Source organism: Crateriforma spongiae (assembly GCF_012290005.1).
GTDB lineage: Bacteria > Planctomycetota > Planctomycetia > Pirellulales > Pirellulaceae > Crateriforma > Crateriforma spongiae.
In genome coordinates this window covers 272477-287005 of sequence record NZ_JAAXMS010000005.1, presented here as the reverse complement: position 1 = coordinate 287005, position 14529 = coordinate 272477, and the positions used below count along the sequence as shown (strand labels likewise).

Here is a 14529-nt window from a genome sequence, read left to right as displayed (position 1 = left end):
ACGCTCACTCACTGGTTTCGAATTCAGAACCGATCGGCAATGTGATTTCAAAGGTGGTTCCCCCTGTGCCGGAATGGAAATGCAGGCTGCCTTCATGCTGTCGAATGATCTTGTCGCAAAACGCCAAGCCCAAACCGTTGCCCGAGCCCTTGGTTGTGAAGTACGCATCGAAAATCTTGTCGCTTAGTTCGGCAGGAATGCCCGATCCCGAGTCGACCACACTGATTTTGACCGTCTCTTCGATCACTTCGGCTTCGACACAAAGACTGCCACCACCGGCCATTGCTTCCAACGCGTTCACCAACAAGTTCAGCAGCACTTGTTCCAAACGGACCGGGTCCGCCATCACTTCGGGCAAAACGTCCCGTGGACATCGCACCTGCACGGCCACACTTTGTTTTTTGGCCGTCGGACGAATCAAGTCGACTTGGCGGTGGATCAAGTGGTCCAGATTCACCGGTTGTAGATTCAACCGGTCGATGGATGCGAAATCGCGAAATACTTCCAACACACCACCGATGCGAACCACTTCGCTGCGGATTACACGCAGCATTTGCCGCACATCATCCGTTTCGTCTTTCCCATCCAATTGTTCTTCCAACAGTTGGACATGCAACGATAACGCCGCCAATGGATTTTTGATCTCGTGATGCAAGCCAGCGGCCAGTGAGCCCAACCCCATGTATCTTTCCATTCGTCGCACCCGTTCCTCGATCATGATGCGATCGGTCACGTCGCGCAACTGGATCACATAACCGATTTCTTGATCATCGATATCGCACAATGTTTGACAGAACCCCTGAAGCACCAAATCGCTATCACGGATCATCGTTTCAAAATCGTCCGACTGTTTGCCGCCTTCTCGGTCCTTTTGTCCTTGTCGAAACTCGTCCAACGGTACCCATGGCGCCAAGTCATGCAAGGACCGTCCGACCGGTTCACTGGGAGGGTCCAGCAATTCCAATCCACGACGATTCATACTGGTGACTCGGCCGTCACGGTCCGTCGTGATCACCGCCTGATCAATGCTGCTTAGAATGTCGCCGGCCAGCGCTTTAAGGTCACGCAGACTTCGCAGCGACGAACGATACGCCCGTGACAGCAACACCACGGCGATCCCGGTCACGACAAGGTTCAACACGACCAAGATGGTCAATCGAAATTGCCAGCGTAGTTCCCCGGCCAAAACTTGCGCCGATTCGCGGCCGTCGCGTGGCAATTGGCCGATCAAGTCTTCGACAATTTGCTGTTCACGCAGAAAGTCCACCATCACCCAAATGGTGATCGCCAGCGCAGCGGCACTGCCCAGCAGCAGACCAATCACGGCCAGCCGGTACGTTTTCTCGTTCTCTTCGGATCGTGCGCGAAACATCGGGTGGATTTGTATCGTTACCGCGGCCCATTGGGTCTCAACGTCCGCGGCGCAGTAACGGGGAAACATTCAATCGATGGCCATCACAGCGTCGCTGTCCAGCGTCCGCTGTGCCTGCCGTTGATCACGGACGATAAGGCGAACCCGGGACGACGGCCAGACCGAGCAAGCCGGCGATGGCGGTGGCCGCCAACCAATCGAGGCCGACAAACGTCCGGGTCCCTTCGACGCTAACGCACCCCATCCGTGCGAACGCCGCACCAGTCGGTGAAATCAGCCGACTTCGCCGCTTTGGCTGGCATCATCGTGCAAGCCGGTGCAGACGACCTGCAAAGTCTTGCACAGCCCCGGTGTTGTAGTCAGCCGTGCTAGCCAGCTTCATTGCGCTGTTCGCAACCATCTTCGATGACCTTGCAGATGCATTTTCCCGGTGAACCAGGGAAGTCCATCGCACATTGCCGCCGTTCAATCTGCGGCGTGATCCGCCGATGGCACGACGGTTGCGTTTGGGCGGGGCCATCGGTCCGCGACGTCGTAGGGTCGCCGGTATGGATCGCCATTCCTTTAGATGTCTGTCGTTGCCAATGAACATGCCCGCTTTGGAAATGGACGCCGCGATTGGTCGTTCCACACCATCGCATGATCCGTTGACATCACTACGTCACCAGATCGAACACGCCGCCCATTTGCTGCCATCGCAAGGCCCGATCACGGTCTTCGTTCACCATAATACGCTGCACGCCTTTGAGGACGTCGATTTCGACAGCGGTGTCCAAGCCGGCGGTCGCACCTTTGGATGCCACGCGTATCTGCCCGAAGACCGATATCGAAAGATGTTGGAAGAAGGACGGATCCGCGTCGAAGACCTTGAAGCGGTCTTGCACGAAGACCTGGAAGACGAAGCGGACCGATTGGTTTCGGTATTCTGCACCCGATATGCGTTGCGTTTGTCGATGATGAAATTTTCGCTGCGCACCGGGTCCACCCATGAATTGCGATGGGTCGTCGCGGAAACTGATGCACTACGATGCTTTCGTGATGAAGTGCCCGCCACGGTCCGTCAAGAAATGTTGGCCGACACTCGCGCGGCCGTCCAGCGTCGCCGGCAACAACCATCGCCCATCGGCGACACCATGGACGAGGTTTTGAAGCAGTTCAAGTCTGCCAAGGGACAATCGTGGAGCGACCGGCGCTGGGAAGCATTCGTTCTGAACTACCTTTGGCGTGTCTGCTGCGAAGGCGTTCGCATCGCCGGTCCCTCCGCGGTAACAACGGACGCGAGCCCCGGGCCAAGTGACCCACCGCTGCGACACCGCGACATTCTGTTGCAAGCCGGTGCCGGCGATGCCGATGTTCCGGTCCACGAAACGTTGATTCGATTCTGCGCCGCATTCTTGGACCAAGGCTTTGCTGCATGGAATCTGCCGTATCGCAACCAAGGATTTTACCGCTCGTTCTTGGCCCGGCACATCGACGGACCTGCACCGACGCGTTGGCTGCGATCGGTTCGAAATGAATGTCAGCGGCTGTCCGATCACCAAGTGACGCCCCTGCAATCGATCCGCGAATCCTTGCAGTTGCTTGGGGTCGATGAGAGCGAACAGGAACGATTCATCACACAAACCCAGTTGGCGTTGCGTGGTTGGACGGGCATGATTTGGCAGATGGAAACCAACGCGGAATGGGCCCCGCATCCCGCACCATCCGGCAGCCTGGTGGAATTTCTGGCCGTCCGTTTGATGCTCGATCGCATCGCACTTGAACAGGTTGTCAACGAATTTTCTGATCAGCAGGTCCCGCTACACAAACTGCGCCAGACCTTTCAACGTCACGATACGATCGGACCGAACAACCATTTCGAACAGCGTGCCTACACCGTCTTTCAACTGGCCCAAATCTTGGGTTGGCGTCCCCGCAATCTTGAAAACCTGGCACCACAGCAGTGGAGTGCGTTGCTGAGAGAAATCGAGTCCTTTCCTGCATTGGAGCGACGTCGGATCTATCATCGCGCCTTTGAACGCAAGTATCGCAATGAAACACTGGATGCTGTGATCGCCCACGGTCGGCGGCCCAAACGCCGGCCCCAACAGCGCCCGGCTTTTCAAATTGTTTGTTGCCTGGACGAACGCGAAGAATCATTTCGGCGTCACCTGGAAGAGATTCAACCAGATTGCGAAACCTTCGGAATCGCTGGCTTCTTTGGTGTTGCCATGTACTACCGCGGTGCAGCGGACGCGCACTACACGCCGCTGTGCCCGGTGAACGTCAAACCCGATCACTTTGTCGTCGAAACACCGGTCTATTCGGCGGTCGAAGGCGAACGTCGTCGCGCCGGTGCACGTCGCACCTTGGGCCACGCCACCCATCAAGCGCATTTGGGATCACGTTCCTTCCTGGGCGGCGCATTAACGGGCATCTTCGGATCCATCGCAGCCGTCCCGTTGGTCGCTCGGATCATGTTCCCCAGAACCACGGCCCAAATCCGGCGGTGGTTCGGGTCCATCGTTCGCACGCAATCGACCGAGTTATGCTTGGAAAGACTGAAACCAGACCCCGGATCGGACAACGGGAATATCGGATATTGCGTCGATGAAATGTGCAACATCGTCGAAGGTGGCCTGAGAGCCCTCGGGCTTGCCAACCCTGACTTGTTGTCCGAGTTAGTGGTCATCTGTGGCCACGGATCGGCCAGCCTGAACAACCCACACGAAGCCGCACATGATTGCGGCGCATGCGGCGGCGGTCGTGGCGGCCCCAACGCCCGCGCGTTCGCCCAAATGGCCAACGATCCACGCGTCCGATCGCAATTGGCCGATCGCGGATTGACGATTCCTGACTCGACCTTCTTCCTCGGTGGATACCACAACACGTGTGATGACACGATGTCTTGGTATGACTTGGACCGCGTGCCTTTGCGGCACCGTCAGCGATTCGAGGCGGCCAAGGCGGATATCGACGAAGCGCGAAAACGCAGTGCCCACGAACGATGCCGGCGTTTCGAATCGGCCGGTGATTCGGTCGACTTTGACGAAGCCCTGCGACACGTCGAAGGACGGGCTGAAGACCTCTCCCAAACACGGCCGGAATACGGCCATGCCACCAATGCCCTGTGTTTCGTCGGCCGACGTGAATGGAGTCGCGGATTGTTTTTGGATCGCCGCGCGTTCCTGACATCCTATGACCCGACGCAAGACGACGATCGCAGTTCCATTCTGGAACAGATGCTGCAAGCGGTCATTCCGGTGTGTGCCGGGATCAACTTGGAATACTACTTTTCCTATGTCGATCCCATCGGATACGGATGCGGGACCAAGCTTCCGCACAACATCACATCCCTGCTGGGTGTGATGGACGGTGCCGAAAGCGACCTGCGTCCGGGCTTGCCTTGGCAGATGGTTGAAATCCATGAACCGGTCCGGTTGTTGTTCGTGATCGAATCCACGCCGCAGGCGATGAAACGCATCATCGACGACAACGATGCAATTGCCCGACTGGTCAAAGGCGGATGGGTGCAACTGGCGGTCTTCGATCCGGAATCCGGACGCGTCCATCGCTGGGTCAAGGATGATTTTCTGATGTACGCGCCGCATGAACGAGAAATTCCGGCGGTCAATTCGTCGCCGGATTGGTACGCCGGACATCGCGAACACTTGGGATTCGCATCCATCCTGTCGGCCAACACCCCGCAACAAGGAGACCCGGCATGACGTTGGATCAATGCTATTTCGCGCTCGGCCTGGTCGTGGTGATCAGCCCCGCGGTGCTGTTGGCGGTCTTGGCGGTGACGTCACTGCTGGATCAAAAGATTAGCGAGCGAACCTCCGCACGCTTGACCGAAACTTCGGTCGTCGTTGGATTGGTCGCGATTATTGCGATCTTAGGATTGATGTTGGTGACCGATCGGCGATTTGTCCCCATTGAATTGGGCAATTGGGTCGTCATTCCCCAACAACACTTCCACTTTCATTTGAAATTCGTTTTCGATCGGCTTTCGGTACCCTTCACAATTCTGTCCTTCGTTCTTTGCGGAACGGTCAGTGCATTTGCCAGCCGGTATCTGCACCGTGAACCGGGTTACAACCGATTCTTTGTCCTGTTCAGCGTCTTTCTGTTGGGCATGATTGTGTCATCGCTGGCCGGCACGATTGAAACACTGTTTTTTGGATGGGAACTGGTGGGCCTGTCATCGGCGTTGCTGGTGGCGTATTTTCACGAACGCACCAACCCGGTTCGAAATGGCCAACGCGTTTGGAGCATTTATCGCGTTTCTGACGCGGCATTCTTGATCGCCGCCTTGACGCTGCACCACTTGACCGGGGCCGGCGATTTCGACGCCCTGATGGGGACGGGCGTTTGGCCCGAAGGCCACGTTGCGATCACGCAGTCGCATGCGTTATTCGTCGGTGCATTGTTATTGCTGGCGGCGATGGGCAAATCCGCTTTGGTACCGTTTTCCGGCTGGCTTCCTCGGGCGATGGAAGGCCCCACACCGTCCAGTGCGATCTTTTACGGCGCATTGTCGGTGCACTTGGGTGCGTACCTTTTGCTTCGCGTCGGCCCGCTATTAGATGCGTCCCCACTTTTGCGTGCCGCTGTTATTTCGGTGGGCCTGATCTCCGCCGTCTTTGGCACCCTGACCGCACGCGTGCAGACCGATATCAAGAGCGCCCTAGCGTTCGCCTCGCTGACCCAGGTCGGGATCATCGTGGTCGAAATTGGTTGTGGGCTGCGTTACCTGGCATTGATCCACATTATCGGACATGCCTGCCTGCGGACGCTGCAATTGCTGCGTGCCCCCACACTGCTGCACGACTACCACACGCTGGAAAACGCCATCGGTGGTCACCTTCAACGCAACGGAACGATTTGGGCACGTTGGCTGCCAACGCGATTCCGAGCACGGTTGTATTCCACCGCGATTGAACGCGGTTTCCTGGACGCATTGTTGGATGACTACATCGTGCGTCCTTTCACCCGCCTGTTTCGATGGTGTGACAACATGGAAAGACGCTGGACCAATCTTCTATCCGGCGGTCAATCACGTGAATCCGATGACGTCCGTCCGCACGTCGAATCGTTGGAGGAATTCGTTTGATGCAGGAATTGCATTTGCCATGGATGGAGCTTTCCATCTTGATTCCGATCATCGCATCGGTGGTTGTCACACGACTGGAAAACTCCGCGACCGCCCGGATCGTCAGTTTGGTTGCATGCGGCCTGACGTTGGCGTGTGCCACCGGGGAATGGATCGATTTTTCACGGTTGCAAACCTTCGAAGCCCACGACCACTGGGATGTCATCGGCTGGATCTTTCATCACGATGTCTTTGTCATCGATGAACTGAACGCGCCGTTGTTGCCGCTGGCAGCACTGTTGTGTTTGTTGACCGCGTTATCAACATTGCGTACCAAAGCCAACCGCTTTTCCTTCAACGCGATGTTAGTCTCCGAAGCCGTTTTGATCGCAACGCTCAGTTGCCGAAACGCCTGGGTCATCATCGGGTTGTTGTTGGCTGCGACGATTCCCGTTTGGATGGAATTGCGAAGTCGTCAACGTTGCACGCGAGTGTTCACCATTCACATGACCGTATTCGCGGCCCTGTTGGTGGTCGGCCAAGTGCTGGTCGAATTCGGCGCGGTGTTTGTTGGCGGCGCTCTTCTGACGGTTGCCGCGTTGCTGCGAACCGGCATCGTTCCGCTGCATTGCTGGATGACCGATCTGTTTGAAAAGGCGACCTTTGGCACCGCACTACTGTTTGTCGCTCCCATGACCGGCGCGTACGCGGTGATGCGGTTGGTTCTACCGATCGCACCGGACTGGGCCTTGCAAAGTATCGCGGTCGTGTCTTTGATCACCGCCGTCTATGCCGGATGCATGGCGCTGGTCCAGCATGAAGCCCGACGATTCTTTTGTTACCTATTGCTAAGCCAATCTTCGTTGGTCTTGATCGGCCTGGAACTGGCCACACCCATCGGTTTGACCGGTGCGTTGTGCGTCTGGATTTCCGTCGGACTGTCCCTGGGCGGTTTCGGATTGACCTTGCGAAGCGTCGAAGCCCGAGTGGGCCGCATCTCTATGTTGGAATTCCATGGTCTGTACGAACACATGCCCACCCTTGCGGCACTGTTTCTTTTGACGGGGCTGGCTTCGATCGGATTCCCGGGCACCATCGGATTCATCGGGATCGAACTGTTGGTCGAAAGCGCGGTCGATGTGTATCCGTGGATCGGAATGGCGGTGGTGGTCGCAGCGGCACTGAACGGCATTGCAATCTTACAAGCCTATTTCCGCATCTTCACTGGCCATCGTCATCTGGCCACGTTCTCACTGCGTGCCCGCCGATCCGAAAAGATTGCCGTTTTGATGCTGTCGACCTTGATCATCTTTGGCGGACTGTATCCCCAGTGGAGCGTCGCATCACGCTATCACGCTGCAATTGAACTGATCCGTCACCGCAAGGCCGCCTCCAGCCCCGATTCCGACTTTCACACCACCGACGGTCCAGGCACATCTCACGCGTTGATCGCCCCGCCCGTCTCTCTCCCCACGTCATCCACCGAAAAGCCTCAGATTCAAGCGATCGCTGTGTCCACGGCGCAGGATCCAATCGGAGACCGAAAATGAGTGATAACGCAGTCCCCGCCGCCATCACAAAACAAAACGAAACGCCTCGCGGAAACGCGTCAGGGTTTGTGCAGTACTTCAAGCACGATTTTCTGTCCGGCTTGTTGGTCTTTCTGATCGCGTTGCCGCTGTGCTTAGGTATCTCGCTGGCTTGTGGCTATCCGCCCATCGCCGGGATCTTCACCGCCATCATCGGTTCCATTCTGACGACCTTTATCAGCAATAGTGAACTGACCATCAAAGGTCCCGCGGCTGGTTTGATCGTGATTGCGATCGGCTGTATCGAAGATTTCGGTGGCGATGGGATGACCGGGGGATGGACCGACGCTGACTTCACCGCCTATCAAGCCGCCCTTGCCGTCGGCGTGGCCGCCGCCGTCATCCAAATCCTGTTCGGACTGTTCCGTGGCGGAATCTTGGGCGAATTTTTCCCCATTTCTGCGGTGCACGGGATGTTGGCGGCGATCGGCGTCATCATCATCATCAAACAGTTCCCCGTGGCGTTGGGTGTCTCCGCCGGCGGTGAACCCCTGGAAATGCTACGCGAGATTCCGCACTACATTGCCGAAGCCAACCCGGCGATCGCTGCCATCGGGATGACCAGCATTCTGATCATGTTCTTATGGCCATTGGCAGGCCAAAAGGTCGGGCTGCTAAAGAAGATTCCCTCGCCAATGATCGTTCTGTTGGTCACCGTTCCCATGGGACTGATGTTCGACCTACTGCACGAGCACTCTTATACGCTGCAAGGACATCAGTACCAGTTGGGTGAACAATACCTGGTCAAGATGCCCGAACGCGTCTTTGGCATGTTTGACGACGTGACCACACCCGACTTCACGGCACTTGCACAGGGTAAAGCGTGGAAATGGGTGATGATGTTTTTCATCATCGGCAGCCTGGAATCGCTGCTCAGCGCCAAAGCGATCGACTTGTTGGATCCTTGGAAACGCAAAACCAACATGAACCGTGACCTTGTCGCCGTTGGGATCGGAAACTTGTGTGCGTCGATGGTCGGCGGACTTCCGATGATCTCCGAAATCGTGCGGTCCAAAGCGAACATCGACAACGGTGCTCGCACGCGATTTGCCGATATGTGGCATGGGATCTTTCTGCTCGCCTGTGTCGCAATGATCCCCATGGTGCTGCACGAGATTCCTCTCGCAGCCCTTGCGGGCATGCTGGTTTACACCGGATACCGACTGGCACATCCGGCCGAGTTTGTGCACGTCTGGCGAATCGGAAAAGAACAGCTCGCGATCTTTGTCACCACGCTGATCGTCGTCTTGGCGACCGATTTGCTGATCGGCGTCGCTGCTGGAATCCTGTTGAAACTGATCATCCACGTTGCCAATGGCGTTCCACTGAAAAGTCTGTTCAAGCCGTTCATTGAGGTCCAGGAAATCGATGACAACACCAGCCTGATCGTGGCCAAAGAGTCCGCCGTCTTCAGTAACTGGATTCCGTTCCGTCGCCAAATCGAACAGATCGGGCTGATTCAAAAACGAAATCTGATCATTGACGTGTCCGACACCAAGCTGGTCGACCACAGCGTGATGGAAAAGCTCGAAGAGATGGAACGCGATTTCCAACAGGAAGGCCTGCAATTCCATATCCGTGGTTTGTCGCAGATGAAGCCGCTAGCAGCCAGCCCGCAATCGGCACGTAAAGGTGGCCTTTCCACAATGCGAAGGGTGACCGTGGTCGCCGACCATGATCTGGAGTCGCGACTGGTCGATCGTTTCGTCGAATTGGGTGCCACCGGTTACACGTCAACACCTTGCAGCGGAGCCGGACGCCATCGGCTGCGATGTGGGGACCGGCCGTCAGAATCACAGGTCCGCATCGAAGTGGTTGTGACTCCGGAAACTGGTGACGACGTCCTTCGGTATCTGCGAACCGATGTGTTCCCCAACCACAGCGTTGCTGTTTGGTGCGAAGACGTCGATGTGGTTCGTCGCGACCATTTTGATTCCTCCATCACCGCTGCTGTGTGCGCCACGCCTGTTTAAAAGGCACGTTTTCACCACCACTGATTCCTTGATTCGTATCGCCAACGCTGTACCGCCTTCGTTCGGTTCCGGAGACACCATGAAACCTTTGCGTCTGATTTGCTTTTCATCCCTGGTGACAGCGGCGATGGCTTGGTTTCCAAAAATTCCTGCGGACGACACCATCGGCCGGTCCAACAACCGCCAGTCGATTAGCCAGCAGTTGATTGACCTGGGGGCTGGCAACGTACGCCAGATCAACGGCCAACTTTCCTACGTGCACTTGAAGGGTTCGCGATTCACCGACGATGCTGCCGATTTGCTTGCCGGCCAACGTTCCCTGGTTTTTCTTTCACTGGCACAGACACCGATCACCGACGCAACCCTGCGGATCGTCTGTGACCTCGGCCAACTGAAATGGCTGTTTCTAGACCACACGAAAATCACCGACCAAGCCGCCGTGGGGTTGGGGAAGCTCTCGAATCTCCGCACCTTGTCACTTGCGGGATGCGAGTTGACCGACAAAACGTTTAGCCATGTTTCTTGGCCTCGCCTGCACACGCTGGATCTGTCGGAATCCCGCATCAGCGACACCACCGTCGGACGTCTCTCTGGACACCAAACGATTCAGAATTTGAACTTAAGCCAGACCGGGGTAACCGATCGTTGCATGAACGACCTTGTCACCATGCCGAAAATCACCCGTTTGAATCTAGCCGGGACCAAGATCACCGACGCAGGATTCGCTAAGCTGAAATCGCTCGGCAACCTTCGTGAATTGGACGTGACGGGAACACAGGTGACCGCGTCGGCAATCCTGGGTTTCAGTGCCCAGCATCCCGAATGCCTCATTCATGGACCAAAGCTGGCAATCGACAGCCTTGCGCATCATTAGCAAATTTGGTGACCAAGCCGGGACGCCCCGACAGGCGTTGTCCATTGGTCGCCCCATCTTGGGCGTCGCAAAACGTTAACAGCGTGTCGTCCCGAAGTCTCGACACCGCTGTCGGCACGAGGGACATTCAAGGCACGCCCCACATCAAAGCGAAGCACGTCATCGGCGTGACCATTGGTCCTTTCCCCCGACCAATGTCATCGGATTGGTCGTTTTCTCGTTTTTCTGGCTCGCGAACGAGCATCCGTTGATGTCCGACCCTCCGCCGTCCGGTGGACCGGATAACGCTGTCTGTGGCGGTGTCGGATTCCTTGGTGCCAACGCCCGAAGACGAAGAAAGGCGATTCACGCGATGACCAAAAATCTTCAGCACTCGTCGGACAACACAACGCACTGTGGCTGCGCATCTTCCGCGGACTGCGGTCCGACACCCTTACCCCGCCGTCGCCTGATCCAAGCCGCCGGCTTGAACGCCGCACTCTTGCTTTCCGGGCGTTCGAAAGTCATGGCGGGACCCTTCGATGGGAATGATTTTGATCCGATCATTCCCGCGGATAAGAAGCTCAGCAAGGAATGGATCGCCAGCCTGTACGACCGCGGCAATCCGTTATCCGCATCCGGCGAAAATCTTCGGTTCATCGGAATGCCGATCAACGGCATCTGCACCGGACAAGTCTACTTGGGCGGCGACGGGAGGTTGTGGTACTGGAATTTGGACGGCCATCGCGACCGTAAACAGATTGGCGCCGGGCCACGCTTTACCGAACCGGACACGTTCCAATCGCCGATGGACCAAGGGTTTGCCATCGAAGTTCGCTCCGACAATTCAGCGACAACGTTCACGTTGGATTCCAATGGTTTCGAAGACGTGGTCTTCACCAACCGCTATCCGATGGCCAACGTCACCTATGCCGACAACGCATGTCCGATCAAAGTCGAATTGGACGCGTACACGCCATACATTCCGTTGAATCGCGATGATTCCAGCTTTCCCGTCATCGTGATGCGGTACTCGCTAAGCAATCTGTCCGGAACAGATCAAGAAGTCTCCATCGCCGGCTGGATCGAAAACCTCTCGAACTTTCGCAGCGGAAAAGGACGTCAAGGACGCCGGTTCAGTCGGTTCACTGAGCGAGACGGTTTGTCAGCAGTCGAATGCTGGGCCGGTTCCATTTCAGATGATGGAGCCGAAGAACAAGCTGACGTCTTCGCTGATTTTGAAGGCGGCGACTATGGCGATTGGAAAGTCGAAGGAGACGCCTTTGGTGACCGCCCGGCAACCGGTCCGCGCACCATTCAAAAATTGTCCGGCTTTGACGGAAAGGGCTTGGTGAATTCGTGGACCGGATCAGACAAACCGCAAGGAAAACTGACGTCACCCAATTTCACGATTCAAAAACCGTTTATCAATTTCTTGATCGGCGGCGGCAACAACACCAAGTCTTTGGGAATGCACCTGTGGGTCGACGGACAAAAGGTGCGATCGGCTTCGGGCAATCGATCCGATGCGATGACATGGGCCAGTTGGGACGTGGAAGAATGGGCGGGCAAGACCGCACATCTGGAAATCGTCGATGCGGCATCCGGCGGATGGGGACACATCGACATCGACCAGATCGTCTTTTCGACCAAACCGGCAAGCGGGAACTCCGAGACGCCCTTGGAACGTGCGACCGACTTTGGATCGATCGCACTAGGATTGCTGGGCAACGAACCGGCAGAATTTGTGGACATTCAACGCTCCGCCACCGGCTCGAACGATCTGTTCACTCGGACGAATTCCAAGGTCTCCGATGGCGACACCTTCCAACGCCCGCTGCGTGAACGAGCGTTTGCGTCGCTGGGAAGGACCACGAAGCTTGCCCCCGGCGAACATGCCGTCGTCACCTTCACGGTTTCATGGCGTTTCCCCAATGCGAGGTATGTCACCAAGTTTGGCCGGAGCCCTGGTGAACCTGACATCAACGAGTACTCCACGCGTTGGCCGACACCAGTCGATTCGGCTGCCAGCGTCGCCGTGCGACAGGCGGAATTGACCGACACCTCCCAGACTTGGACGGACACTTGGTACGACTCCACACTGCCCTATTGGTTCTTGGAGCGAACCCTGATCCCACTGAACTGCATGCAGACGCAGGTCGCCGAGCGTCTGGCTTTGCAAGATGGCATGTACAACTTGGACGAAGGGGTCAATTGCTGTCCGGGCAACTGCACCCACGTTTGGCAATACGCGCAAGGATTGGCTCGCATCTTCCCGGTCATTGAACGCGAATGCCGTGAAAAAGTGGAGTACGGAAAAGGATTCCGTGCCAGCGACGGTGCCATCAATTTCCGGCACAGCATCGGAGAGTTTCGTGACGCCATCGATGGCCAGTGCGGCACCATTCTGCGTGTCTTGCGCGAAAGCCAAATGACAACCGACGACCGGTTTTTGGAAAGCATTTGGGACCGCACACGCCAATCCATGGAACATGTGATCCGCAAATGGGACAAGGACGAAACCGGATTGCTGGCAGGCGCCCAACACAACACGTTGGATGAACCCTGGTTCGGCCAAGTCCATTGGTTGATCAATCTGTACCACGCTTCCTTGAAGGCATCCGCGGTCATGGCGCGGCAAATGAACCAGCCCGCCGTCGCCGATCGTTATGAACGAATCGTGGCAAAGGGTGCGCCGGCGATGGTCGACATGCTGTGGAATGAGGACTTCGGGTACTTCGTTCACAATCCGGGCCCCGGCGAAGATGAGAAGCATGGATCGGTCAACGGTTGCCACATCGACCAGGTGCTGGGCGAATTTTGGCTCAGGAACGTTGGCCTTGATCCCGTGCTGCCGCAAGACAAAACGCGTCGCGCCCTGGAATCATTGTGGACGTACAACTTTTCGCCCAACGTCGGCGATTACCGCAAAGTCATGACCGCTGGTCGATGGTACGCCGTCGAAGGCAACGCGGGATTGATCATGTGCTCGTTTCCCTACGGAAAGATCGAAGCCAAAAGCGGCAAGAAAAACTATGCGGGCTACCTCAACGAGTGCATGACGGGCTTCGAATGGCAGGTCGCCGCCCACATGATATGGGAAGGCATGTTGGAAAAGGGTTTAGCCATCGGAAAGGCCATCTACGACCGGTATCAACCCCAAGACCGCAATCCGTACAACGAAATCGAGTGCAGCGACCACTATGCCCGCGCCATGTCCAGTTACAGCGCGTTCATGGCGGTTTGTGGTTACCAATATGATGGACCGTCAGGCCGACTGGCTTTCGGACCGAAAATGCAACATGAAGATTTTCGTGCCGCATTCACCACGGCTGAAGGCTGGGGCCAGTTCACGCAAACCGTCAAAGACGTTCGGCAGGAAAATTCCATCGAACTGCGTTACGGCAAACTCCAGTTGCAACAGCTGACACTCGATCTTGCCCCCGGAACCAAATCGGGCCAGGCAACCGCGACTTTGGACGGGCGAACAATCCCCGCGGTGTTCAAGACCGACGGTAACCGTCTGGTCGCAACGTTTCCCGGCGGCTTGAACATCGACAATGGACAGACTTTGCGAGTGAAACATGCGTAGCTTTTCGACAATGGCTCATCACATGGACGCACCGCGATTCCACAGCCTCCGCCGGCCGAAGACATGGCGATCTCGC

7 protein-coding genes are annotated in these 14529 nt (G+C 56.6%); 6 read left to right on the top strand and 1 reads right to left on the bottom strand.

The window, feature by feature from the left end; genetic code table 11:
• Positions 1–4: 4 nt before the first annotated feature.
• Positions 5–1372: a two-component system sensor histidine kinase NtrB gene (locus tag HFP54_RS15205; RefSeq protein WP_168565776.1), complete on the bottom strand. Its 1368-nt coding sequence runs from the start codon at positions 1370–1372 to the stop codon at positions 5–7.
• 590 nt (positions 1373–1962) lie between these two features.
• Between HFP54_RS15205 and HFP54_RS15200 the strand changes: the two genes are divergently transcribed.
• The 6 genes from HFP54_RS15200 to HFP54_RS15170 all read left to right on the top strand — a co-directional run bounded on the left by HFP54_RS15200 (position 1963) and on the right by HFP54_RS15170 (position 14453).
• Positions 1963–5079 (top strand): DUF2309 domain-containing protein, encoded by a 3117-nt coding sequence (locus tag HFP54_RS15200; protein ID WP_168565775.1) that lies wholly within the window; start codon positions 1963–1965, stop codon positions 5077–5079.
• Positions 5076–6467, top strand: a complete 1392-nt coding sequence (locus HFP54_RS15195; protein WP_168565774.1) for a proton-conducting transporter transmembrane domain-containing protein — start codon at positions 5076–5078, stop codon at positions 6465–6467. Before HFP54_RS15200 ends, HFP54_RS15195 begins: the two co-directional genes overlap by 4 nt.
• Positions 6467–7996: a proton-conducting transporter transmembrane domain-containing protein gene (locus HFP54_RS15190; RefSeq protein ID WP_168565773.1), complete on the top strand. Its 1530-nt coding sequence runs from the start codon at positions 6467–6469 to the stop codon at positions 7994–7996. Before HFP54_RS15195 ends, HFP54_RS15190 begins: the two co-directional genes overlap by 1 nt.
• Complete coding sequence (locus HFP54_RS15185; protein WP_168565772.1) at positions 7993–10008, top strand: SulP family inorganic anion transporter; 2016 nt, start codon at positions 7993–7995, stop codon at positions 10006–10008. Before HFP54_RS15190 ends, HFP54_RS15185 begins: the two co-directional genes overlap by 4 nt.
• Positions 10009–10087: 79 nt before the next feature.
• Positions 10088–10882, top strand: coding sequence for a leucine-rich repeat domain-containing protein (locus HFP54_RS15180; protein ID WP_168565771.1), 795 nt, complete (start codon positions 10088–10090; stop codon positions 10880–10882).
• 466 nt (positions 10883–11348) lie between these two features.
• Entirely contained in the window at positions 11349–14453 is a 3105-nt protein-coding gene (locus tag HFP54_RS15170; protein WP_235951847.1) for a GH116 family glycosyl hydrolase, read from the top strand.
• The last annotated feature ends 76 nt before the right edge of the window (positions 14454–14529 follow it).